Source organism: Sphingobium subterraneum (genome assembly GCF_014199435.1).
Lineage (GTDB): Bacteria > Pseudomonadota > Alphaproteobacteria > Sphingomonadales > Sphingomonadaceae > Sphingobium > Sphingobium subterraneum.
Genome location: NZ_JACIJP010000002.1, coordinates 148,288 through 173,170 on the forward strand (window position 1 = coordinate 148,288; position 24,883 = coordinate 173,170).

At 53.7% G+C, this 24,883-nt stretch carries 15 protein-coding genes and 1 pseudogene; 7 read left to right on the forward strand and 9 right to left on the reverse strand.

Annotation, left to right across the window (positions count from 1 at the left end; translation table 11 throughout):
• Positions 1-14 precede the first annotated feature (14 nt).
• Complete coding sequence (locus FHS92_RS07370; protein ID WP_184079135.1) at positions 15-3,389, forward strand: amidohydrolase family protein; 3,375 nt, start codon at positions 15-17, stop codon at positions 3,387-3,389.
• On the opposite strand, the gene FHS92_RS07375 is transcribed toward FHS92_RS07370, so the two are convergent.
• Positions 3,316-4,197 (reverse strand): AraC family transcriptional regulator, encoded by an 882-nt coding sequence (locus FHS92_RS07375; protein ID WP_184079137.1) that lies wholly within the window; start codon positions 4,195-4,197, stop codon positions 3,316-3,318. The genes FHS92_RS07370 and FHS92_RS07375 overlap by 74 nt on opposite strands.
• 428 nt (positions 4,198-4,625) lie before the next feature.
• Here FHS92_RS07375 and FHS92_RS07380 point away from each other — a divergent pair, with 428 nt between their 5' ends.
• The 3 genes and pseudogenes from FHS92_RS07380 to FHS92_RS18295 all read left to right on the forward strand — a co-directional run.
• On the forward strand, positions 4,626-5,654 hold the full coding sequence (locus FHS92_RS07380) for a tyrosine-type recombinase/integrase (protein ID WP_184079139.1): 1,029 nt from the start codon (positions 4,626-4,628) through the stop codon (positions 5,652-5,654).
• Positions 5,655-6,068: 414 nt separating this feature from the next.
• Positions 6,069-7,061: a hypothetical protein gene (locus tag FHS92_RS07385; protein ID WP_184079141.1), complete on the forward strand. Its 993-nt coding sequence runs from the start codon at positions 6,069-6,071 to the stop codon at positions 7,059-7,061.
• A gap of 191 nt (positions 7,062-7,252) precedes the next feature.
• A pseudogene (locus tag FHS92_RS18295) lies at positions 7,253-7,626 on the forward strand (integrase core domain-containing protein); the annotation flags it as partial.
• A 298-nt stretch (positions 7,627-7,924) separates the two neighbouring features.
• On the opposite strand, the gene FHS92_RS07395 reads toward FHS92_RS18295, so the two are convergent.
• Positions 7,925-9,058 carry a polysaccharide biosynthesis/export family protein gene (locus FHS92_RS07395; RefSeq protein ID WP_184079144.1) on the reverse strand — a complete coding sequence of 378 codons (1,134 nt, stop codon included), beginning with the start codon at positions 9,056-9,058 and terminating at the stop codon, positions 7,925-7,927.
• A 223-nt stretch (positions 9,059-9,281) separates the two neighbouring features.
• On the opposite strand from FHS92_RS07395, the gene FHS92_RS07400 reads away from it, so the two are divergent.
• From FHS92_RS07400 to FHS92_RS07410, 3 genes are read left to right on the forward strand one after another with little or no spacing between them, the layout of a single operon-like run.
• On the forward strand, positions 9,282-10,445 hold the full coding sequence (locus FHS92_RS07400) for a KpsE/RkpR family capsule polysaccharide export protein (RefSeq protein ID WP_184079146.1): 1,164 nt from the start codon (positions 9,282-9,284) through the stop codon (positions 10,443-10,445).
• 2 nt (positions 10,446-10,447) lie between these two features.
• Positions 10,448-11,245, forward strand: a complete 798-nt coding sequence (locus tag FHS92_RS07405) for an ABC transporter permease (protein ID WP_184079148.1) — start codon at positions 10,448-10,450, stop codon at positions 11,243-11,245.
• On the forward strand, positions 11,242-11,889 hold the full coding sequence (locus tag FHS92_RS07410; protein ID WP_184079150.1) for an ABC transporter ATP-binding protein: 648 nt from the start codon (positions 11,242-11,244) through the stop codon (positions 11,887-11,889). The genes FHS92_RS07405 and FHS92_RS07410 overlap by 4 nt, the downstream gene beginning before the upstream one ends.
• 63 nt (positions 11,890-11,952) lie before the next feature.
• Here the strand turns inward: FHS92_RS07410 and FHS92_RS07415 are convergent, their stop codons facing one another.
• The 7 genes from FHS92_RS07415 to rfbF all read right to left on the reverse strand — a co-directional run bounded on the left by FHS92_RS07415 (position 11,953) and on the right by rfbF (position 24,761).
• Positions 11,953-12,921 carry a phytanoyl-CoA dioxygenase family protein gene (locus FHS92_RS07415; RefSeq protein WP_184079152.1) on the reverse strand — a complete coding sequence of 323 codons (969 nt, stop codon included), beginning with the start codon at positions 12,919-12,921 and terminating at the stop codon, positions 11,953-11,955.
• 163 nt (positions 12,922-13,084) lie between these two features.
• Complete coding sequence (locus tag FHS92_RS07420) at positions 13,085-20,221, reverse strand: rhamnosyltransferase WsaF family glycosyltransferase (protein ID WP_184079153.1); 7,137 nt, start codon at positions 20,219-20,221, stop codon at positions 13,085-13,087.
• Positions 20,218-21,144, reverse strand: a complete 927-nt coding sequence (locus FHS92_RS07425; protein ID WP_184079155.1) for an NAD-dependent epimerase/dehydratase family protein — start codon at positions 21,142-21,144, stop codon at positions 20,218-20,220. Before FHS92_RS07425 ends, FHS92_RS07420 begins: the two co-directional genes overlap by 4 nt.
• On the reverse strand, positions 21,141-21,671 hold the full coding sequence (locus tag FHS92_RS07430) for a dTDP-4-dehydrorhamnose 3,5-epimerase family protein (RefSeq protein ID WP_184079157.1): 531 nt from the start codon (positions 21,669-21,671) through the stop codon (positions 21,141-21,143). The genes FHS92_RS07425 and FHS92_RS07430 overlap by 4 nt, the downstream gene beginning before the upstream one ends.
• Positions 21,668-22,906, reverse strand: a complete 1,239-nt coding sequence (locus tag FHS92_RS07435; protein ID WP_184079159.1) for a class I SAM-dependent methyltransferase — start codon at positions 22,904-22,906, stop codon at positions 21,668-21,670. The genes FHS92_RS07430 and FHS92_RS07435 overlap by 4 nt, the downstream gene beginning before the upstream one ends.
• Entirely contained in the window at positions 22,903-24,009 is a 1,107-nt protein-coding gene (gene rfbG / locus FHS92_RS07440; protein ID WP_184079161.1) for a CDP-glucose 4,6-dehydratase, read from the reverse strand. Before rfbG ends, FHS92_RS07435 begins: the two co-directional genes overlap by 4 nt.
• The gene (gene rfbF, locus FHS92_RS07445) at positions 23,994-24,761 is read right to left on the reverse strand and encodes a glucose-1-phosphate cytidylyltransferase (RefSeq protein ID WP_184079162.1); all 768 of its coding nucleotides are present in this window, start codon (positions 24,759-24,761) and stop codon (positions 23,994-23,996) included. The genes rfbG and rfbF overlap by 16 nt, the downstream gene beginning before the upstream one ends.
• Positions 24,762-24,883 lie beyond the last annotated feature (122 nt).

Sequence of the window (24,883 nt, forward strand, 5' to 3'; positions counted from 1 at the left end):
ATGACAAAACAGGCATGATCAGCAGGATGACATACCGTCTTGCCGATCGCCTGAAACCTTTCGCCGGGGCGGCGCTCTGCCTTCTCGTCTCACTTTCGGGCGCGCATGCGCACGGAGGCGACGAGCTGGGCGTGCCGCCCCTGCCCTATCTGTCCCCAACGGGAACCGCGGGGTCGACCAATGGGGTATCGGGAACGCGCCCCACGCCGCTGGCGCGCGCGGGCCAGACTCTGCCTCTCAAGGCCACCCGCACCATCGCTTTCGACACCGACGAAGGCACGGCGCTGTCGCTTGACCTTTCGCCCGATGGCCGGACACTCGTTTTCGACCTGCTCGGGGACATCTATACGTTGCCGGTGAAGGGAGGGAAGGCGCGCGCCATCACACGCGGCATGGCTTTCGACAGTCAGCCGATGGTCTCGCCAGACGGAAGCCGGATTGTCTTTCTGTCGGACCGGTCGGGCGCGGAAAACCTCTGGACCATGCGCATCGACGGATCGGATGCGCGGCAGGTCACCCTGCTCGATGACAACCCGATCTTCGCTTCGCCGACGTGGACCGCCGACGGGAAAAACCTCCTCGTCACCCGCTTCTGGCCTGACCGGAATGCCTATGAATTGTGGCAATATGGTCTTGCCGGAGAGGGTCATGTTGTCGTGCCCAACCGGTCCACACCGGACACCCCCCGCGACGCGCAGGTGCACAGCCTGGGCGCGGCTCCGACGGCGGACGGACGCGCGTTCTATGTCGCGACGCGCACGGGATCGGTCGATTTCGACGAAGCAGGCGAGTGGCAGATCGCGAAATACGACATTGCGACCAAGGAAATCAGCATCATCGTCAAGGCCATTGGTGATATCCGCCTCGGCCCGGTCCAATCGAGCGCCTTTCGACCGGTTGTGTCGCGCGACGGGCGCTGGCTGGCCTATGGCCTGCGGTCCGTGGGCCGAACCAGCCTGCGCCTGCGCGAACTGGCGACGGGCCTCGACCGTGAAATTCTGCCTGTCGACCATGATTCGCTGCAATCTTCCCTCTGGAGCGATGTGATCCCGCATTTTGCGTTCACGCCGGACGATCAGGCCCTGATCGTCAGCACCGGTGGTAAGATCCATCGGATCACTCTGGCGACCGGCGCCGACACGCTGATCCCGTTCACGGCGCATGTCGACATGCCGCTCGGGCCGCTGACCCGGACGCCGATCGTCCAGGAAACCGGACCGGTGCGCGCGCGGCTGATCCAGCACCCCCAGCAATCGCCAGACGGGCAGACGCTCGCCTTTTCGGCACTCGGCCACATCTACCGAATGGCGCTGGACGGCACGGACACCCCGCGTCGGCTAAATGCCGACGACGCGCCCGCGTTTCACCCCGCGTGGTCGCCGGACGGGAAGTGGCTGACCTATGTCATGTGGACCGCGAAAGATGGCGGACAAATCCGGGTTGCTCGCGCGGACGGTTCCGAGCCGCGCACCATCACCCGCCTGCCCGCCTTCTACACCCACCCTGTTTTCCTCCCGGACGGCAGCGGTATCATCGTGGTGCGGTCGCCCCAGGGAGACCGGTTGAACAGCTATGTCGAGTTCGGCCAGTTGCGCGAGGCCGACCTTGTCCGCATCGCGCTAGCGGGGCGCGAACCGACGATCCTTATGCATGGCCGGATCGGGGGCATACCGCATTTCGGTCCTGACCCCTCGCGCGTTTACATCAACACACAGGATGGCGTGCGTGCCCTCTCCGAAAACGGAGGAGAGAGCACGCTTGTGACACAGGCGCTCGGGCCCGGCTGGTATTTTTCCGAAGGTGCCGCCCCGGCCGACGACATACGAATCAGCCCTGACGGCAAATGGGCGCTGGCGCAGATCGCGCAGCAACTTCACCTGTACGCCCTGGACGCCACGCCGGGGCAAAGCATCAATCTATCCCTGCCGCAGGTGCGCCACCGCCAGATTACCGATATCGGTGCCGACTTTTTCGGCTGGGCGGACGGGGGACGAATGATCGTCTGGTCGATCGGGTCAACCTATTATCGTCGGCCGCTGGATTCCGTGTCGCTCGATGCGGCTGGTGCTCCTCCCGGTCGTCCCGACGCCACGGGCCATGCCATTGCGCAATTCAAGGCTCCGGTCCTCGTACCGCGCGACACCCCGCACGGCGCGCTTCTCCTGCGGGGCGGAACGGCCATCACGATGCGCGGGACCGAAGTCCTTCTCAATGCCGACATCCTGATCGTGGACGATCATATCCGGCAGGTCGGACCGAGAGGATCCTTTCCGGTTCCGGCCGCCGCGGCCGTCCGTGACCTGTCGGGCGCGTTCATCATTCCCGGCTTGATCGACGCGCATGATCACGTGGCCGACATCCGGAGGGATGTGCTCGATCTGCACAATTGGGGACCGGCGGCGTCGCTCGCTTATGGTGTAACGACAACCTTCGACCCGTCATCGCTCACCATCGACATGCTGGCTTATCAGGATCTGGTCGATAGCGGCGCCATGCTGGGGTCGCGCATCGTTACCACGGGTCCGGCGTTGTTCTCGTTCAACGACTTCCGGTCCAAGGCCGATGTGGTTCAGGTGCTCAAGCGTTATCGCGACCATTACCGGATCACCAATCTCAAGCAATATCGCACCGGCAACCGCCGCGTTCGCCAGTGGATTGTCGAAGCGGCGGCGGAATTGGGTATGACGCCCACCAGCGAAGGTGCACTCTCGACCAAACTCGATCTCACGCATGTGATCGACGGCTATTCCGGCAACGAACACAGCCTTAATCCGCCGAAGCTGTACAATGATATTATCCGGCTCTACGCCGAGAGCGGAACGAGCGCGGTGCCGACCCTTCAGATCACGCATGGCGGAAGACCGGCACAGGATTATTTCATCACCCGAACCGCGCCGCATCATGACCCCAAATACGCCCGCTTCTCCCCCGCCTGGTTCCGCGACCAGAAGTTCTGGCAGCGGACATGGCATGATCAGCAGGAATATGCGTTTCCCGAGGTCGCGCAAAGCATGGACCAGTTCCAACGCGCGGGAGGCATTCTTGGCCTTGGCGCCCATGGCGAGGTTCCCGGACTGGGAACCCATTGGGAGATGCAAGCCTATGCAATGGGCGGCATGGCGCCGATGGATGTGCTGAAAGCCGCCACGCTCGGTTCAGCCCGCACGATTGGGCGCGAGCGGGAATTTGGCAGCATCGAAGCAGGAAAATACGCCGATCTCGTCATCCTCAATCGCAATCCGCTCGACGATATCACCCAGACGTTAGCGATCCGGCAAGTGATGAAGAACGGTCGGCTCTATGATGCGGACAGCCTTAGCCAGCTATGGCCCGTGGTTCGTCCAATGGCCCCGTTTTGGTTTTCAGAGGCCTCTTCGCCGCGACCCTGAAGGGTTCGCTTGCCTTACCATGGGCTGCGCTCTCGTCGGTCCGCTGCTGCGTTTGCGCCAGATACGCGCTCGGCGGCATGCCGAAGACGCGGTGGAACATGGCGGTAAAGGCGCTGGGACTTTCATAGCCCACATCAAATGCGACCATCGTGATCGGCTGACCTATCGCGAGGCGCGAAATGGCCGCCATGAGCCGCACATGCTGCCGCCAGACCGCCAGTCCGGCGCCCGTTTCCTGCCGGAACAGGCGCGTAAAGGTCCGTCGCCCCATCCCGGCAACACGGGCCCAATGATCAATGTCGTGCTGATCGGCCGGATCATCAAGCAGCGCGCGGCACACGCGGAGCAAGCGGGGATCACGCGGCATTGTCAATTCGCCTGGCGTCGACGGCATCCGCTCGATTTCTTCCAGCAGCAACCTGGCAATCCGCCCCTCGCGCCCTTCCAGATCATAGCTGGTCGGGAAATGTCCGACTTCGAAGATCAGTGCCTTTACCAGGTCGGATACCTCAAACACCCGGCACTGCGTCGGCTGACGGTCCAGTGCCGGATCGATGTACAAGGTATAGGAGGAGACCGGATTGCGGCAATGAACCTCATGTTTGATCCCGGCGGGGATCCAGATGGCGCGCTGCGGCGGTAGCATGAAGCTATTCGTCTCCGTGACAACGGACATGACGCCCGCTGCGGCATAGGACAACTGGGAACGCGGATGGCTGTGAAAAGGATCGACGAACCCCCCGGCATATTCGTCCGAGAAGCCCATAATCGGCCTAGAGGCCAATGGATAATCAAGCGATCTCTTCATGCTGAGCCTCCGCTGATGGACATGCAGCCATGGTCGTTCACGGGCCAGCTTAGGCTTGTGGCCAAGGAAAACAATACGGCCGTCGAGGGATCGGGTGAAAACGGGAGTCCGGCACTGGGCCGGCGCGTCTGGTTGCTGGTCGACTTGCGGGGCTAGCTCCACGCCATTTGCTCGGGCAAGGGATGGAAGTTGTTGCATGACTCGGGGGAGCTTCTGCGGGGTCAGCTTCTGCCTTTTGCACAGCTCGGACCGCTCGAACGGCTCCCTAAGTCAAGTAAACTCTTTAAATTCCGAGCGACTTCTCCACTGGACTGCGCGCGCGAAACGAGCGTCAATGCTCCGTGAAGGAGTACACGCATGCACGATTATTACTGGGGTTAGGGTAGGCCAATAAGCCGCCGGCTTGAAGGAGCAGGGGAGATCATTGCATGAATGTCTTCCGCCCTGGCTGGTCGTGGAACAGCGCCGGTATCAGCGCCTATACATCCGCCACTCCCGTCATCCATTTTGCTTCAAACACACATCAACCCGGTTTACCAGCGGAGCCGACCGGCGAGCGCCGCTTCAACGACATCATCGACGCCTATCTGGCGAGTCCGGAATGGGCGAACCTCGCCAAGGGCACGCGCCGGACATGGTCCGGCATCGTCGAGCGGATCCGCGACGAATGGGCGGACACGCCCGCCGCAGCATGGTCGAACCCGCAGCAGCTGATGGAGATCATCCGCTGGCGCAACACCCGCGCCCATCAGCCGCGCACCGCCGACCACCGCATCACCGTGCTGCACCATCTGCTTTCCTGGGCGCGACTGCACGGTGAAGTGTCCATCAACATCGCCACCAACATCCCGCGCCTCTATCGCAACGGCACGCGAGCGGAGATCATCTGGCTGGAGGACGAGATTGCCCGCTTCTGCGCCGCCGCCCCGCCACAGATCGCCGACGGCATGCGCCTTGCCGCCCTTACCGGCCTGCGCTGCGCAGATCTAATCGGTCTCACATGGCCGGAAATCGATGATGTGAAGGTCGTCCGCATCACCCTCAAGAGCCAGCGCCGCCGCAAACGCGCGATCATCCCACTCACGCCGGCATTGCGCCAGCTGCTCGACGAGCTCGCGATCCGCCATCGCCGGCCGGGTGTCAACACAGTCCTCGTCAACAGCTGGGGCCGAAGCTGGTCCGTCGAAGGCTTCGGCCATGGTTTCAATAAAATCCGCGATGCCTTCGACGTCCGCCATACCGACGGACGCAAGAAGCACCTTCACGACGTGCGCGGCACCTATGCCACACGGCTGGTCTTGCTCGGGCTATCGGATCAGGAAATCGGCGACATCATGGGCTGGAGCGCCATCCAGGTCAGCGAAGTGCGCAAGCTGTATGTGCAAGACGACGCGGCAGTGCGCATGATCAGCGCGCGGGGGAGCGGGGGATGGGTGGGCTGTAAGGTGCGAACTTAAGGCTGCAGGTCCACCCAGAATTTTTGTTCTGGAGATGCAGAACACACTTTGGATTACTGACGTTCTGCAATTACCATCGCATCAATCTATGTAGCTGTTGTTTGGGACAACTCTCGCGGTCAGTAATAAAAATGGGTATCGCTGCTGCCATAAATCTTCTTCGTGACCATCACGTCAACGCTCTCTAACGTGATGGGATGCACGACCCCTGCACGGGACGGCTTTCCGCAGATGGCCATAGAGCCGAATAAAGCGGGAGGCTCCCTATGTAGCAGAAGTATAGTGACTGTTGGAGTATCCCAGTCCGATGGCTTCTTAGCTTTGAGGCTTACCGGACAGATCCCTTTAGTTGCGCAACCATGGCATCAAACGAGACGTTAAACCAGAGCAAAATCAATCGCCAAAGGGGGTATTTTGAAAACGATATTCTTGCATGCTGGAGCCCACAAAACTGGGTCATCGTCCATCCAGACAAATTTAGCGGAAAACGCCAAATTACTCTCGACCGCAGGCATTTTCTATCCAACAGGCTGGGACGAAGACTTTACCTTTCTCCATGAAGGCTTCAAGTCGAGCGGCAATGCCAATCCGCTGGCATATGCGATGCACGGTGACCCAAGCGGCACCGCACCCGAGACTCAGCGCACATTTGATAGCCTATTTTCGAGGATCGAAAACAACGACTGTGTCATATTGTCTCACGAAGATCTTGTGGCGTCCTCTGAATGCTTTCTGTACCATTTTAAAACTGCGTGCGATGTCGCAGGCTGGACGCTCGAGCCCGTTATTTTCATTCGGGATCAGATGAGTTGGCACATTTCCAATTTCGGCCAACATGTACGGCAGCTCCGCTATTCTGGAGACCTGGAACCACTTGTTACTCGTTCACTTGAACACCCCGACTGGTATCAGAAGATAAGGCGTTTCGAAAACGTCTTTGGGTCCAACAACATAAAAGTGAAATTATTTGATAAGCGTATAGCGTCACGCGGAATATTAAAAATGTTTTTTTCTGCGATAGATATCAAAATAGCCAACCTGAAACTTCTTTCTGAAAAGAAAGTGAATTTTGGTTCAGATGTTTCAGATTACGTGCTTCTCTCGTACATCTTTCGTCAAACGATCGACTCGTTACAATTGCGGCGATTAGAAGAGTATGTCGTTGGCAATTCTAAGACCAATTTTAGGATCCAGATGCCACGAACAACCGCGCATATCATCCAACAATATTATAACGATGGAAATCACAGTATCGCGGAGCGATATTTTAATGAAACAGACCAAAAACGCTTTCATAGGTCTATGCAGGCTTTTGATGAAGTCGATGATCTCACCGGTTTGGCTTTGCAAAGAATGATGGAAATTTTCTGTCATTGGATAGAAGACGCCGAAAAACCCATTCCGTAAAGGCATAGATCTAGTGAATGCTTTCGTGACATATTAACGACTTTGGATAGGGTACGACGGAAGGAGTCGGACGGATTGACGCGCAGCCGGTTCCGCGGAGAGCAGATCATAGCGATTTGAAGGACCACGGAGCGGGGCGAAGACGGTGGACATATGTGGCCGTTGCGGGTTAGCGAAGCGAACTTGGGTCAAACCAGCGATGGAGCCTCAACTTCGCCTTCGACAGCCCAATCCGCGGTCGGCGCTTCTGCATTCTGTGCGTGGTCGATGACTACACAAGGGAATGTCTGGTGCCGGTGGCCGATACGTCTCTATCCGGTGCGCCGGTTGCCCGGAAGATGATCGGTATGCGCGGCAAGCCGCATACAGTGGTCAGCGACAATGGCGCGAAGCTAACCTCGTCAGCCATCCTGCGTTAGTCGCAGGAGCTGCAGGTTGGGTGGCGTTATATTGCGCTGGGCAACCCAATCCAGAATGGCTTCGTTGAGATTTAAATGGTCGCTTGCGCGACACATGCCTTAATGAGACGCTATTCACATCTCTGGCGGATGCCCGGTTGGTGCTCGACGCCTAGCGGCATGACTAAAAGACGGTGCGGCTACACTCGAAGCTGGGCGTGACGACACCCCCGTGGAGATCGCGGGCCCACACGTCTGGGAGAATAGCCCTAAACATGTTGCCCTTCTATCAAAACCACCACCATGAATGAGCCAGACGCCATCTCTGAATGGTAACAGTTAGCGAGCACGTCAGTGCATTTCTGCACGACGACTGTACCCGTTTCTGGGTGCCGATGGCGATGACGGGAGTCCTTGCACGAAATTCAAGCAGGAGCTGGCGGCTGTGAAGAAGCTAGCGGATAATCAGTTCTGTAAGGTCTGAACTGCACTGGTGACCGTCAATATCGGTGCGAAAAGCTGACTGATCAGCTGCACCAGCTTGCTAGGTTGATTGGCGGCGGCATTGCCAAAATAAAGCACGTCTTTGTCTCGCATAGTGAAGCGCTGGGCCAGGAAAAACGTACCAGCCTTCATCATGTTGAGATGATAAACGACTGGCACTTCAACGCCCTGTTCATCTTTCACATAGCGGAACAGGAAAATCGCGGCAGGATTACCGATACTGGGATTGACGCCACCCGCAGTTGCAATAGCTTCCGCCAGCGTGACCGATGATCGACTGAACGGCAGCTGCGCCACTTGGCCCGCCGCACCCAGAACCGAGTAAGTACGCGGATCGTTGATCAGCATGATGCGGTCACCAGGATAAATTCGCATGTCCGAGGATGGATTGTCGACAAGGTCATTCAGGCGGATGTCACTAATATCGTCCCCATGAAAAACCCGTGCCAGCAAATCCTTGGTATTACCACGATACCCGCCAGCCAGGGCGATGACATCGGTCAGCCGTTCCCTGTTCGTTTGGAGCACAAGCCTGCCTGACTTTGCGACCTCACCGCCGACGATCACACTGTTTGTAATCGCCTCCTGCATCGATATTAAAACCTGAGGGTTCTGCGATATGCCCTGCAAAGCCGCACGGATCATTGCCTCTGCTTCACGGACCGTATGTCCGACAACCTGCAGCCGCCCAGCATAGGGAATGGAGATATAGCCGTCATCATCGACACGGACCGGCGGCAGTTTCTGCACCTGTACACCCAACGCGGTGGCCATGCCGCCCCTTGCATCCCCGCCATTGCCGGAGAAAAGAGTAACGCCGGCCTCATAGATATTGATGTCGAGAATATCCCCCGGCCCTAGGGTATCCGTTGGCACAGCCGGAGGCTCCGGCGCGCCCGGTGCCTCGGGCGCTATCGAGCGCGCAAGAGGCACATTGGCAAGATTCTCAACCTGCACTAACTTGATCGGCAGACCATTTAACTGCTGCTGAGCGGACTTCTTTATCTGTCCACCTGTAGGGCCGTTGGTCGGGAGCGTCGCGCACCCCGCCAGCGCAGCGGAAAGAACCAAGAGGATCGAACTTTTAAGGTACATTATCGAAAAAACCCGAGAGCTGCAGATTTGAGGTTGCGCCTTAGCATCGAGTTTCGGATATAGCCAATAGTCTTGGTGCAGATAAAATCTAAGGGCAGTAGTAACGACCCGTCTATCTCACTGTTCGACGACTTGGCCTTGCGAAATGGTGCTTGTTGGCCTAGCGCATGGGAGAGAACGGGAGTCCGCTTTGGGTTTCCCGCGAGGCAACGCAAAGACAGATATGAACGTTGAAACTTCGTTCCCGATCGAAACCGAGTTAAAGGTCCGTCAATCTCCCTTTCTGGGATGGCTAGTAAAACGGCGCTGGTTTGCGGTGTTTGTGATCCTTCCGACCGCTCTCGCTGCGACGTATTACGGCTTTTTTGCATCAAACATCTATGTTTCGGAATCTCGCTTCGTCATCAAGAGCCCTGACCAGAAGCGTTCCTCCATGTCATCGCTTGCCAATCTGATTCAGACTACGGGCTTGTCAGGCGGGCAGGAACAGACCAGCGAAGTGCTGGCCTATGTACGCTCACGCGACGCGTTAAAGGCTTTGGAAACGGACCGCGCAGTCCGGCCAGGCGTTGCATGGTCGCATGGGGATTTCCTTGCCCGTTTTCCGACGTTGCTTTCCGATGGCAGCTTCGAGGGCCTATACAAATATTATGACAAGATGGTCAGTGCCCGTCTTGACAGTGAAACCGGTATGGCAATCATCAGCGCTAAGGCTTTCACCGCTGAGGATGCCTATGAAATCAACCTCCGTCTCCTTGAACTGAGTGAAGCACTAATAAACAGGCTAAATGCGCGTGCGCAGACCAAAGGCATAGCTGAGGCGCAAAAGCAGGTCGATCTAGCGACCGATCGCGCCAAAGCCGCGCGGATTGCGATGGCCCAGTTCCGCAACAGCCAGGCGCTGATTGACCCTGAGAAACAAGCGGTGGGGGTGATTGAGATATCCAATAGCATGATCGCCGAGCGCGCCGCATTGCAGGCACAACTCGACCTGATGCAGCGCTTGACGCCGCGCAACCCGTCCATCCCTGCTCTGCGCAACCGGATTAATGCGATGTCCGCGCAAATTGCTGGTCAGGACAGCCGGGTAGTGGGTCCCGGCAACGGGATCGCTTCAAAGGTGGGTGGCTATGAAAACCTTTACGTTGAACAGGAGTTTGCAACTCAAAACCTGAATGTTGCCAATGCAGCACTCGTGCAGACCCGCGCTGAGGCGCAGAAACAGCAATTCTATCTCGAGCGCGTTGTCGATCCGAACCTGCCAGATGCACCGATGCTTCCCAAGAGCCTAATCAATGTGCTGGTCGTCTTTGCCGCAGCAACCTGCCTCTATTTCATAGCATGGATGTTCGTCATTGGTGTGTTAGAACACGCCTCAGAAGATTGATAATGCACAATAGTTTCTTACTCCGATTACGAAACAGCTGGGCATTACAGCTGCGAGTTGTTCATGCACTTATGATTCGTGAATTGATCACCCGATTTGGGCGCGAAAATATCGGCTTTTTGTGGATCATGGTGGAACCCTTGTTGTTTGCAGGTCTGGTTGGCCTGGTGTGGCACTTCACGCACGGCGCAACTGAGCATGGCGTCAGCGTCATTGCGTTCGTAGCAACCGGTTACATACCAATTACCTTGTTCCGACATGGGGTAGCGCGCAGCGTTGCTGTTTTCACATCTAACCAAAGCCTACTGTATCACAGGCAGATCAAGATCGTAGACTTCATAATTTCGCGCTTTATAATCGAGTTCCTCGGTGCTATGATGGCGTATCTTTTCATGGCCGTTGTTCTGGTTGGTTTTGGCGAGTTTCCTATTCCATCGGATATTGGTTTGCTAATTGCCGGTTGGTTACTTTACTCTTATTTCTGTTTTTCCATATGTTTAATCATTGCGCCGCTTTCGGAAATGTCGGAAGCTATGGAAAAGTTTATCCCCGTTACTACCTATATTATGATCCCTTTCTCGGGTTTATTTTACATGGTGTCCTGGGTAACGCCGCAAGCTAGAGATTTTTTACTTTTATCGCCTTTTGTTAATGGCATGGAAATGATGCGCAAGGGTATCTGGGGTAGCGACGTAACGGCCTATTATAATATTTGGAACCCTCTAATCTGCTCAACTCTTCTGACCATGATTGGGCTAATCCTTTGCCGTCGCGTACGCCGCAGGTTGACCGTAGAATGATCGTCTGTACCAATATTTCAAAATATTATTCGCACAGCGGTAGACAGAAGGACGTTCTTCAAAACGTGAACTTGACAATCGGCCGAGGCGACCGAATTGGTCTCCTCGGCCGTAATGGTGCTGGAAAAAGTACGCTTATCAAAATGATTGGCGGTGTAGAAACGCCTTCATCCGGTAAGATTATCCGTCAAATGTCTATATCATGGCCGCTCGGTTTCAACGGGGGGTTTCAAGGTAGTTTAACGGGTCTGGATAATGCCCGATTTATAGCGCGTGTATACGGGCGAGAATATGCCGTCATCAAGCGTTTCGTCGAAGATTTTACTGAATTGGGTAAACAACTGCGAATGCCGGTGAAAACTTATTCTTCCGGAATGCGGGCCCGCTTGGCTTTTGCATTATCTTTAGCTATTGAATTCGACTGTTATCTTATTGATGAGATTATTCTGGTAGGCGATCAAAACTTTCAACGAAAATGCCAAGTTGAAATGTTTGAAAAACGCCAAAATAGATCAATAATCTTGGCGTCCCACAGTCCAGAATTTATCAAAAGCCACTGCAACAAAGCCGTCCTCATAAATCAGGGTCGAGCGACGCTCTACAATGATGTTGATGAAGCTTTGGCACAATATAGCGCGTTATAATCGTAATAATATGGTATTTTAGTAAGTTTCCCTCTCTTATGAATCGCTAATTCAACAAGAAAATTATACTTTTCCTGTGAAATCCTCAACCAACCTTACCCGTTCTATGCCATCGCTATAGGTAGCGAATTGTGGAAATTGCATGAACTCTAAGCCGTTATAAGACCCGCGCGGCATGACCGTAGGCTGAAGATTCTTTATATCGTCGCGTGCCGTCAACATAAACTGTGAAAATGTGTAGAGCTTTGCGGTTTTCCCAAAGTAATGATAAACAACACTTCGCCTACTAAGTGTTGGGTTTATCCGCGTCGCTCCACCATGAGCCAACAGAGAGTGCCAAATCACAACGTCACCAGCCCTGATCTTGGGTGTGATACGTTGACCACCACGTTCCCGTTCCATCGCGATAAAATCTTCGGTCCAAGCGTTGCCAACTGCTGATACTAAATCGCCCACCTCGTCAATATTTGCTGAAGAACTCCAACGCTCTTTTAGATCCGGACGTCGGTCAACGACGTCATCGCTATGAAAAAAGGGCCATTTATGGCTTCCAGGAATGTAAAAAAGTGGCCCCGCCTCAGGATCAACATCTTCTAACGCCACCCAGACACCTGCCATGGCGTAGGCGGGTTCCGGCCAGAAAAATATTGCATCGATATGTGGACTTTGCTCAGTTCCTTTTTCAAACTGCAGAGACCCAAAAAGAACTGGATCTTCGCCAAATGCCCAACTTAAAAAAGCGACAATCTCAGATTTGGCCGAAATGTTCATGAGATCAGGACAAACCTGATGAAGTTGGCCTATACGGTCACCAAAACCATAGGGATCCAAACAATCGTCTAAAAGTCGCCTGAAATCAGTAACTATTTTATTGTGATCCTCAATTTCCGAGCGGCTCGCGACACTTGGAATACAAACAAAACCCTCTTCGATCCACTGATTTTTGAGATGAATTGGTACCGAATTACTTCCGATACGATCAGAATGTTCTGGAACTAGCTGATGCGGCTTTGGACCACTAAGATTAACCATTATTAATCCTTAAAACACAAAAAATTGTTCACACCTGCCTGCTTTATGTCTTGCAATCTGTGAACATAGAAGACATCGCCCTGCTAAAAACAGCCATTTTGGCGCAGCTGCGAAAAACGCATCCGCCTGCTAAACAGCTCGTATTGATAGCACGCATCTACAATTACGATCTCCAACGCACTGGCACATAACCACCAATGGACTGTGTGCCCATTGTCGCAATATCAGTGGGAGCACAAAATGCCTGCCAAGCCAACTGAGTTGATAGTGGATCTCGCTCTGAGGACGGCAAAACCTCTGCTTGAGACCGTAAAAGCGGCGAATAGCCAACGCGTTTACCGTGCTTAGCAGCATAGGCTCCCATCCATAACGCCAGTTCGGTATGACTGACTGATCTCGGCGCAGCAGCCAATGACTGAGTGAGAAAAGATACACGCACAAAAAACGCTCCCGTAGGCGGCGCCGCTATACAATGTGGCTTCAAACCCAAGGCATAAGGGCCAGCATAATTTTCGTCCTGACCGTCGAATGGAGCATAAATTTTGCCTGCTGAGTCAATCGAAAAACCGGCGGAAACGATTTTTCCGTTGGCTGTTATAGGACCGCAGACAATGGCCAGTTCTTTTATGAAGTCGAAGAGCTTAACAACTTCGAGCGCAGCGATGTCGGAAAACGTCACCTCATGAGCGAGCACAGCGACAATCGCATCGGGATCTAGTTTAGCAACACATTCGGCCAGTGCAACCCGATCATATATGTCAGCCAATGTCACCAACGCAAAACCGGCCGGACTTGTAACACCAGAATGGGCCACCGCAATAAGGGGGGGCAAATCGATGGGCAAGCGTTCGATCCACCATTCTTCAGCTCCCCGCCATATCGGATAAGGAGCTGCAACAGCCTTATCCGCCATGCCAAGCCGTGCGATTTTACGGGTAAGCACATGACGGACCGAAGCAGACGATACGGTATTCGTTGCGTCAGAGTTCGATGTACTTCTTTCATGATGCCGCCAGTGGCAAAGGACCTGCGGAACATGAACTATTTCCGCCTCCGCAGCCGAGAAACGCTCCATACTGTCCCAGTCATGGCAATATTCCGCACCGGCGTCACTATACAAGTTCAGGTCCAGAGCCATCGTGCGGCTCATTGCCACCAAATGCCATATCCAAGAATTCTCTAGATCGAGCACGGGATCCCAGCTAGGACGGCAGTAGGGTAACTGAACAGTTTCGCCTATGATAATGTCCTCGTCACTATAGAGCACTGCAGGCAGCGTTTCGGCGGCATCTAGCACCGTTGAAAAAACTGACAGTGCATCGGGGGTCAGAAGGTCGTCACCATCAAGCGGCACAATGTAGTGGCCGCGGGCCGCCTCTAGCACATAACGCATACCCCCAATGATTCCGAGATTTTCGCTGAGGCGATGCACATGCACACGGTGGTCTGTAGCCAGCGTTTCAAGGATATGATTAACTTCTGGCGTAACAGGGCCATGAGCGAGAATCACCCATTCAAAATCTGCGAAGCTCTGTCCGATTACGCTGGCAGCAGTGGTTTGAAAGAATACAGCGTCCGTTCGGCTATACAACGTCGTCAGGATCGAGAAGACAGGCGTTTTTTTCCGCTCGTCCGATATCTTGCTACTCCGGCCAAGTGTTGACCAATCACCATAATGCGGCAATTCGACACCGTCAGGATTGCTATATTGCGCAGTAAGCCGCGGCTCATAAGCCTCCTCGGGCCGAATGCCAAAATTGGGCGATCTCAAGCGGCGTTCCGGCATCAATTCGGCGTTAGCTGCAAGAAAAATGCCCTTGTCACGCGCAGAAACCTGATTGGTCAAATCAAGACTACTCTGAGCGCTGATGAACGGCGAATAAATTATGCGACGTCTTGTCTTGGCAGCATAACTACCGATCCAAGCGGACAGGTGCGCTATTTGCGCATTGAATAGTATCGCGTGATTAATCGCCTCTTTCAAAAAATCTCCATTGAATACCGCATGTTGTACTGAAACCGCATTTACCGAACGTTGTTTAAACAGCTGTGCTGCATACCCGGCATCAGTAACTGCACGCCCGCGATCTGGTGAATCACAGCCACTACCGAACCCAAAAAATTGGCCCGCGTCGATAATGGTCGCTTTGTCATATATGCGGCCGCCAACAGCAACGGCATCTGAATGAAGCTCAAGCTGTCCAATCGCTTCCCATGCCCATTCATCATCGTCCGGGTAAGTGTCTGAAAACAGCAAGTGGACGAGGCGTGACTGAGCCGCTGCCTCAGTTACCAGCTTTTGCAATTGACCAAGGCCATCACTTATCGCCACTTCGACGACGCAATGTTCAATCCCATCTGCAATACGTGGATCGACTATCTTAGAACGCGAACTCCCACTATGCACAAAAATTGTCGTAATCGCGCGACCGTTAATGCGCCTGCGCTTCCACCACCAATCTGGCGTTTGTCCAAATAAGGGACTAGCCTCCAAAGAGAAGTTGTTGCCTACCGATATGCCCGCACGCATCCGCTCCAGCACAGCACATTGTGAATCGAACACAACCGGCTTAGTTTCCATGTTGCCGCCTGCAGTCGACTGGGTATGGAGTCGCCAGCTGTAAAGAATGTGTGGTATGTGGACTGGAACGTGGCCGGCGTTATAAAAGCGGGTGAACGTATCCCAATCATGGCTGCCTTCTGCCCGTTGATCTGAATAAGCTCCCAAATCCAGCGCAAGTTTCCGATCGATTACGCAGAGATGCGCAATATAGCACTGCACCAAGAACAATACCGGATCGAAATCCGGTTTTTGGAAAGGCATCGACAATCGCTCGCCGATCAACTTGTCCTCATCAGTATATAGCAGTGCAGGATAGTCGTGCTTTTGCACATACCAAGCAAGCGTGCGGATGCAGTCGGGAAATAGATAGTCATCTGAATCAAGAGGCAATATGTACCGGCCATCCGCCCGTTCTAGGCAATAGCGCATACCCCCTATGATGCCGAGATTTTCCTCAACTCTTTGAAGCTGAACATATGAACGACGTGCAATACGTTCGAGCATGGCGCGCGTGTCTGCTCGGGTCGATCCATTGTCGAGGATGAACCATGTAAAGTTGGTACCGCCAATTTGTCGTTCCAGGCTTTTGGCTAAGACGTCCAAATAGGCGGGAGCAGTATTCCATACAGTCGTTACAAATGTGAACAAGCCAGTTTCAGCGAGACCTACGTTAAACCTTGCGCGACGTTCCGCCACTTCTGCAAGAAAGGCGGCATATGCGCTGCCAGGCTCCGGCGTAGGAAGGCGTAGCTGAACTGGTTCATCGGTCGGCTTGCCAATATTTAGGTCCTTGATAACCCCCTTTTCAACAATGCAGTTTGATATGTTTGGGATGATTTGAGCGAAAGCCTCATCCCAACTCGCGGGCAATTCAAGCTTCGAAGCGATCTCTCGCGCTTCCACATCATCAATACGGCCGACAGCTGTCCGAAGCGCAGCGACAATAGCCCCAACCTTCGGTTCTGCAGCGATGATGTTAGCGGATATATCAGCAAGTTGTTCCGACGTCTTATTAGCATAGCTGTTTGTCACGACGAGGCCGCCTGAGCTTGCCATTTCTAGTGGCGGATAGCTTGGATGGGGTGAGAGCATTAATGATAATAGAATATCCGACTCTCGCATCTGCTCTGCATATCCAGCAAGACCGAGCCATGGCGCACATTCTAGCGTGGCGCCATGACCAAGCGGACGTGGCAGGAAATCTTCGCCCATGCCAATGATTTCCCATGTACCCGGATCAATAATATGTTGGTCGAGAGCCTCAGTCAGCGCAGCCAATCCGATTTCAAATAAATTGCGTACGCCGATTGAGGGGCGCGCGTAAAACAGCAGGCGACGCTTCTTAGGTGCCTTAGGGTTGGATCTGATTTTTGATTTCTGCCCAACTTCGATCCGAGGAGGAGACGAGACGCGGGGCGGATAGAATAAAGACCGATCAAGGGCTGGCTCAAAAACGAGCGAGTTTGCGACGTAAGAGGGTTGCGCAAACTGACCAATACCGTTCTTCACCAGAAAATCGTGCAAGAGATGCGTGTTAACGATAGGAATGTAAGAAAAACTGTAAGTTTCAAGAGCTAGAGCGTAGTGGCTAGACGCAGCATAAAATAATGGCTCGAAATCTTGAATTAAATAGACGAAAGGTTTCTTGCCAACGAGTGGAGAGGCCGCCTGTGCCATCACGGCGGTCCACCATGCCGTTGCAAAGAAGATGTCATTGTTGCCGATCTTCAATGGACGGCTACGATCCGACCCATCGACAATCTCTACATGTGGCAATCGCTCTGCGGTTCCGCTGAGGTTCGTCATCAATTCCCAAACCACGTCGAGATCATTCCCTGGCGGTAAATCGGTCGAAATGATCCGAACGCTGTGGCCAATGGCGGCCAAGCGATAGGCGATATTGAGAGCGGTGTTCGGTCCTCCGGACAAACTTTCCTTTCTTACCGCTGGGAGCAGCACATTGATCGCCGGGCGCTTACCTAAGTCTGGATCTATTATCAGATTGAGTGGTATTGCAGGGCTTAAGGTCCGGATTATGGAAGACGATGTCTCGCTTTGATCAGCCAAACTACCGAAACGTATTCCGATAGCAGTCAAATGAGTAGAGAAACCCCGGCTCGAGATAAGTTCTTTATGTTCTGCTAGCATCCTGCTGCGCCATGATGTTCCGGCACCCGTAAACTGGCGCAGATCATGTGCCACTTCTGCATGCAGACGACTGTCCAGAATAGTATTATAACCCAGTTGCGCACCTGCCAAGCACAATTCCAATCCTGCCTCGGCATCGTCATAGTCGATACCGGAGAGCTGGGCGCCTTTCCGCAACAAATCTGCGCGAATACACAATGCCAATGCCGGAAAAGCTACAACCGGACGGCGCACATTAGTCAGATGGGGTGGACAAGATTCAATCGGCCAACCGAAAAATGGTGTGCCGACAAAACCGTCTAGTCCAGCCATCAGCCCGATATTTTGTAATCCGCCGTCCTTATGTACCAAAGGCCCGCCAATTATTCCTGCGCGAGGATCCAGTTCAAATACACTAACCGCTTCGATCACCGCGTCCGCACTTTTGATCGCAGCACTAGAGGTAATGATTGCTTTAGCAAAGCTCTCGGGCCGCACTTGATTGATAGCATCAACAAATTCGCTATACGTGCTGATCGCAATCCACTCATCGACTGCCTTGTCAATCTTTGCAGCAGTACGCAGTCTTATGATCTTTTTTTCCAATGTAGCAGGGTAGACTACGCGACGCCACCCAGCCGTCTTGCTCAGCCTTCTCACATTATGTGCCGTTGCACCGAGTTCGATGGCATCGAACGGCAAGATGAAATCAATATCGATAGTCGGCAGTTCCCTGTTAAGGCGCTTGGTGCGATACCAGCCCGGCACTTCAGCAAACATCGCCTCTATTGAGAAGCGATTGCTCAGTCCGCGGCGCTGCAAGCTGGCAAGGACTACCTCGCGCTGAGAGTCGACGATATAATCCTTGGCCGTGGTATGGCTCGCAGTTGATTGGGCATGGACGCGCCAGCCATAAAGCACTTCAGGGACGTGAACGACGTCTGCGCCATTTTCGGTTAGTCGAAGCAAGGTATCCCAGTCATGAGACCCACGTGCGTAATCATCGCTATATACGTCCACCTTCTCGCCGGCAGCGCGCTCGAAAACAAGTAGATGCGCTGCCGGGGCAGTCTGCATCGCCTGGGACATAGAATAATTAAGGCGCCAGATGAGTTCGAGCGGCTCACCCTGCTCATCGACCTTTTGTTCATCGCTATAGATTAGAACCGGCAGTTTCGCAGTGTTACGGCGCAGTACATCGGCGATTAACGCTAGCGAGTCTGGATAAAGCAAATCATCGGAATCGATCGGCACAATATAGTGACCGTTAGCACGTTCAAATACATAGCGATTTCCGCCGATGATGTGCAGATTATGCTCGACCCGGAAAAGGCGGAAACGCGGATCACGGTCGGCTATAGCGCAAATTGCCGATCGTGTCTCCAGATCGTTCGAACCATTGTCGAGGATCACCCATTCAAAATCGTCAAACAGCTGAGCCTCTATTGAATCAGCGAGCTCGAAAAGAAACTTTGATGCCGTATCATAAACAGTGGTGATGATGGAAAAGGTGGGAGCAGCATCATCAAAGATTCGGCCGCCAATATTTTTGGCACGTGCGGACAAACGTTCAGACAATCGTCGCTCGAAGCTAGCCCGCCACGCCTGGTCCGCAGGTGGTGACCACAGCGTTTGATTTCGCGAAAAACGCGGTGCCGGATCGACTGCCAACCTGCCTTTCAGTATGTGGTGGACAAGTGGATTTACGCCGGGCAACCCTGCTACTGGATACTTAGCGACGTAACGCCTTATGCCAAAGTCCGGACTTGGATCACGCCTTTCCGCTGCACCTGACTGCACAAAATGGACCAACGGATCATAGCCGTGCTGCGCAACGTCCGGGAATCGCGCGCAATAGAATTCGCGATCAAAGATATTTGCCCGCTTAATTATATGATAATCAGCCAGATTGTCGGCAGAAAAGTATGGGCTTGGCGCACGTCCCGTGGCGATGCCGTATGTCAGAAAGTGGACAAACGGATTAATTCGCGTTGAGGCTACATCAGGATTTTTACGATCATACCATTCTGTTAAAAACAGTGGGCTCGGATTGCGCCTCTCGTAGACGCCATGTTCCAGATAATGCAAATAGGCATTAACGCCCGCAGCTTGGACATCGGGGTTTTGATCCAAATACCATCTTGTATCGAACCACCCATTTGGGTCTCGACCTTCATCTGCTCCAAATTGAATATAGTGCTGCAAGGCGCCAATGCATTCTGCGGCAACGTCGGGATATTGTTCAAGATACCACGCAGCATTGAACAATGGTCCCGGCTCACGCCCCTCGGAGCTACCATGTTTCAGATAATGCACGAGCGGATTGATGCCGGCCGCTGCTACATCCGGGTTATGTTGCAGATACCACTCGGTGCTAAAGAACCGATTCGGATCCAGCGCTAGCGCAGCGCCGTGTGTTTCGTAATGCTCATAGGCACTCATGCCGCGAGGGATTATTTTCCCATGCATGGAAATATACCAACCGGTATCGAACAGGGGCGAACATGCCGGTGCCTTAACCAATTTTGTGACACGCCTTACGAGGCGGCTGATCCAATTATGCACGCTACGAAATGACAATCCCCAACTCCATAAATAAATCTTAATCATGCATCCCTAGGTGGGTTTTCATCTTCCGTGGCTTTTTGACACCACCATTGTGCAGTATTGGTCAAGCCGTCGCGCAGATCAAAAATTGGGCGAAACCCGATGTCGTCATGCAATCGAGCCACATTGCCGTAAAGTACCGGTGGCTCGTCCGGTTTGGCAGATCTGGCGCCAAACCTGACATGCTCTGGCTTGCCCATTGCTTCTGCAAGGGAGCGGACAACATCACATACCGCAACGGCTGAGCCAGAACAGATATTGAAAATGCCCTGATAGTCGCCGCGAAGAGCCGCGACGAAAGCTCCTGCCGCATCTGCAACATGCATAAAATCGCGCATTTGCGTGCCTTTGCTGACTGCTGGCTCGTTGCCGTCGCGCAGTGCCGCTGCAACATCCGACACAAGCCTTCCGGCCGCCTCACCTGGACCATATAGCCAGAAAATTCGCCCCCAAGCTACCGAATGCCCATGCTGTTCGGCATCGCGCAGTACCAAACGGCGTAGTGCATCCTTGGCAACACCGTAGAGGGTAGCTGGATTGGCTGGCGAAATGCGTTCATCAAGTCGGCCATTGCCTGACCAGTCATACTCAGCACAGCTTCCAGCCAGCACCGCTCGTTGGCCCCCCGCAGCATGAAAAGAACGAATTAACTCCAGACTAGCGCCGCACCAATCAAGGTTATTCGCTGCCGTCCAGAATTTACCCGGCTGCGCATTCCACGCCAGATGTAGAAGGTGGGTAGGGCGCACCCGGTCAATCAGTGCAGCGGCCGCCCCTGGAACAATAAGGTCTGCTGTCACATGCTCTATACCTTGAATTTCCGTCGCGACGCGACTGCTGCCAACCACCGTAGCACCCTGCCTCACGAGTTGAGCAATAACCTGACGCCCAACAAAGCCGCTGGAACCGGTAACAAGGATTTTCATGTCAACCAGTCTGGATATGTCGCATCACGATCAGACAAAATAGGATCTGATATAGGCCAGGCAATTCCGAACGCCGGGTCGTTCCAACGTACACCTGCGCTAAATCCAGTACGAAATGCCGGAGTAATTTGATATAGCACATCAGTATTGTCAACGAGCGTCTGGAAACCATGCGCCAGACCAGGAGCGATATACAGGCCAATACTATTATCTGCGGCTAGGGTTTCCGCAATCCACTGCCCGTAAGTGGGGGATTCGGAGCGAATGTCAATGACTACATCCACCATTGCTCCGCGCACGCAACGCACGAACTTCGCTTCGGAATTCGGCGCTGCCTGATAATGCATCCCTCGTAAGGTGCCGGCCCGGACATTACGCGAAAGACTCGATTGCTCGAACACTGCTGGCAACCCCTGTGCGGCAAATTCCGCTGCACAAAATGTACGAGCAAAAAATCCGCGTTCATCGAATGCTGGAGACAATCCGACTCGCCAAACACCCTCAATTGACAAAGGCGTGAAAATCATTGGAGAATTTTAACCGTTGGAATAGGCGTAACAAACGCACATCCCCAATCGCGGACATGCGCCATCTGTTCCATAATTTCCTCACGCAGATTCCACGGCAGGATCAGGAGATAATCCGGTTTTTCACGGTCGATGCGGTCCGGCGTGTAAATAGGAATCCGCGTCCCGGGCAGAAATTTTCCGGCCTTGTGTGGACTCCGATCAACCGTGAAGGCAATAAGATCGCTCTTCACCCCACAATAATTTAGCAATGTATTTCCCTTGGCTGGCGCGCCATAGCCAGCCACAGTTTTTCCTTTCCGCTTGGCTGCGACAAGAAACTCAAGCAGCGCAAGCTTAGTATCAACTACCGCATCGGAAAACCTGCGATAGGTTTCCAGGTCGAGAAGGCCAGCGCCACGTTCCGCCTCAAGCATAGCTGCAACAGCGGGTGTGTCGGCTCGCACCATATCGTCCTGGTGGGCGATGTACACGCGCAACGAGCCGCCATGCGTCTGAAGCTCTTCTACATCGTAAACGCGCATTCCGTGCTCCGCGAACATTCGACGCACGACAGTAAATGATAAATAGCTGAAATGTTCGTGGTAGATCGTATCGAACTGACGCTGTTCGATAAGGCGTAACAGGTGAGGAAATTCGATATTTGCAACCCCGCCCTTCTTGAGCAGGATGGGGTAGCCAGAAATAAAGTCGTTAATATCGGGAACATGAGCTAAGACATTATTGGCAGCCATCACGTCGGCCTGGATGCCGCGATCTCGCAGTCGCTCTGCAGTTGCCCGACCGAAGAACGCGACTTCACTCTCGACACCGCGCTGCTCCCACGCGACTTGTGCGGTATTGGCTGTAGGCTCGATCCCCAATATTCGCACGCCAGATTGCTTGAAATATTGTAGTAGATAACCGTCGTTCGAGGCAATTTCGATAACGAGGCTTTCTTCGCTCAGCTTCTCGTCAACAATCATTTTGGCCGCATAACGCTCGGCATGGGCCAACCACGACTGAGAATAGGACGAGAAATAGGCGTACTCGTCCGAAAACATATTTTCGGCTTTCTCAAAATCTATTAGCTGCACAAGCCAGCAACTGCCACAAACATAGGCATGTAGTGGATAAAATGGCTCCATCGCGGCAAAATGTTCTGGAGCAACATAATCATTAGAAATTGGAGACATACCGAGATCGGCGAATGACACTGTCAATGGCGCACTACAGAAGCGACAGATAAGATTCATTTAGGAACTCCGGGCAGGGCTTCAAATGCCCTGATCTGATTGATTGTGACAGAGAGCGCGGACTGTCCGGCGGCGACCGACTTATACCAGTTAACGGTCCAGGCAAGCCCGTCCGCTATCGCTAGCCGGGGTTGCCAGCCCAAGTGAAGGCGCGCTTTGCTAGCATCTACGCGTAGCAACATAGCCTCATGAGGCCGGGCGGTCTCGTCGCGAACCCATCCCGCGCCTTGGCCCCACGCTTCCCTCAAAGCCTCGACGATTCGCTCTACTGGCCAGGCATCGCTATCTGGCGGACCAAAATTCCATCCCTGCGCGGCTTCGGCACCGTGTTCAACCAACGCCTGAGCCAGCATCAGATATCCCGTAATCGGTTCCAGCACATGTTGCCACGGCCGGGTCGCTAGGGGATTACGGATCCGCACGTCGGTCTGTTTACTGAAAGAGCGTATGCAATCAGGGACGAGTCTGTCGAGCGACCAATCGCCGCCTCCAATGACATTGCCTGCACGTGCGGATGCTAAAGGCGCGCTATCGGGCTGGCTAAAAAAGGAACGACGATAACATGCAGTGACCAGTTCTGCGCATCCCTTGCTGGCGCTATATGGATCGGAACCGCCCATTGGTTCCGTTTCACGATATGCCCAGATCTGCTCTGTATTTTCATAGCATTTGTCGCTGGTCACATTGACAATCGCTTGCAGGCCGGGACTGCGTCGTGCTGCCTCTAATATATTGACCAGACCCATGACATTGGTTTCGAACGTCGTGACAGGATCCTCATAGGAGGGGTGAACAAGCGCCTGTGCAGCCATATGCAAAACCACCTCAGGACGGGCTTTGGCAAAAGCCGCATTCACTGCTTGGGCATCCCGAATGTCGGCAAAGCGGTATCGGTCACCAGGGCGCCCGATTGCGTCCCACAATGCCTCTCCATTGGAGGGAGCGACAGGCGCCAGAGCCAAACCATAAACTTCAGCACCAAGTAGTTCGAGCCAAGCAGCGGTCCATGAGCCTTTGAAACCGGTATGCCCAGTCAAAAGGACACGTTTGCCCTGCCAGAACGAGGACGAAGGAAACGGGATCTGCATCACCACGTCTTCCATGGAGCATGGCCGCTCTGCCAAAGATCCTCAAGGTGATGCTTGTCGCGCAACGTATCCATTGGCTGCCAGAAACCCTCATGGTGATATGCCGACAACTGCCCGTCGCGCGCCAAACCTTCTAGCGGCGAGCGCTCCCAAGTCGTGAAATCGCCTTCAATCCGGTCGATGACCTTTGGCGAAAGCACAAAAAAGCCACCGTTAATCCAGCTGCCGTCACCCTGTGGCTTTTCAATAAAGCCGCGGACCTGACCATCGCTAATATCCAAAGCACCGAAGCGACCCGGAGGACGCACTGCCGTCACAGTGGCGTCACGACCACTAGCAGTATGGAAATCAATAAGTTTTTGGATGTCTACATCTGCTACGCCGTCGCCATACGTCATACAAAAGTCTTCATTGCCGAGATGCTCCGCAACGCGCTTCAGCCTCCCGCCGGTCATCGTATCCGCGCCGGTATCGACCAGCGTTATACGCCATTTTTCTGCTCGCGAATGATGAATATCAACACCATTCCGATCAAGGTCGATCGTTACATCCGCCATATGCAGAAAATAATTGGCAAAATATTCTTTTACAAAATAACCTTTATAGCCAAGACATATAACGAAATCATTCAATCCGGCGGCAGAATAGATTTTCATAATATGCCAAAGCATCGGCAAGCCGCCAATCTCTACCATTGGCTTAGGTCTTAAAGAGGTTTCTTCCGATAGCCTAGTTCCCAGCCCGCCAGCCAACAAAACTACTTTCATACTCAAAATCACCTCAAACTCGATGCGCACGCAGTCGGCAACGGCGTGGAACCCTATGCTTCTTTAAACGCAGCGACCCATGATGCAATTGCTTTTTAGCCTGCTCTAGGTGTTTGGCCCTA

Bases quoted from the DNA above. Each gene is read 5' to 3' on its own strand.
- FHS92_RS07370 (WP_184079135.1), top strand. From the start codon at position 15: ATGATCAGCAGGATGACATACCGTCTTGCCGATCGCCTGAAACCTTTC.
- FHS92_RS07375 (WP_184079137.1), bottom strand. From the start codon at position 4,197: ATGAAGAGATCGCTTGATTATCCATTGGCCTCTAGGCCGATTATGGGC.
- FHS92_RS07380 (WP_184079139.1), top strand. From the start codon at position 4,626: ATGAATGTCTTCCGCCCTGGCTGGTCGTGGAACAGCGCCGGTATCAGC.
- FHS92_RS07395 (WP_184079144.1), bottom strand. From the start codon at position 9,058: ATGTACCTTAAAAGTTCGATCCTCTTGGTTCTTTCCGCTGCGCTGGCG.
- FHS92_RS07400 (WP_184079146.1), top strand. From the start codon at position 9,282: ATGAACGTTGAAACTTCGTTCCCGATCGAAACCGAGTTAAAGGTCCGT.
- FHS92_RS07405 (WP_184079148.1), top strand. From the start codon at position 10,448: ATGCACAATAGTTTCTTACTCCGATTACGAAACAGCTGGGCATTACAG.
- FHS92_RS07410 (WP_184079150.1), top strand. From the start codon at position 11,242: ATGATCGTCTGTACCAATATTTCAAAATATTATTCGCACAGCGGTAGA.
- FHS92_RS07415 (WP_184079152.1), bottom strand. From the start codon at position 12,921: ATGGTTAATCTTAGTGGTCCAAAGCCGCATCAGCTAGTTCCAGAACAT.
- FHS92_RS07420 (WP_184079153.1), bottom strand. From the start codon at position 20,221: ATGATTAAGATTTATTTATGGAGTTGGGGATTGTCATTTCGTAGCGTG.
- FHS92_RS07425 (WP_184079155.1), bottom strand. From the start codon at position 21,144: ATGAAAATCCTTGTTACCGGTTCCAGCGGCTTTGTTGGGCGTCAGGTT.
- FHS92_RS07430 (WP_184079157.1), bottom strand. From the start codon at position 21,671: ATGATTTTCACGCCTTTGTCAATTGAGGGTGTTTGGCGAGTCGGATTG.
- FHS92_RS07435 (WP_184079159.1), bottom strand. From the start codon at position 22,906: ATGAATCTTATCTGTCGCTTCTGTAGTGCGCCATTGACAGTGTCATTC.
- rfbG (WP_184079161.1), bottom strand. From the start codon at position 24,009: ATGGAAGACGTGGTGATGCAGATCCCGTTTCCTTCGTCCTCGTTCTGG.
- rfbF (WP_184079162.1), bottom strand. From the start codon at position 24,761: ATGAAAGTAGTTTTGTTGGCTGGCGGGCTGGGAACTAGGCTATCGGAA.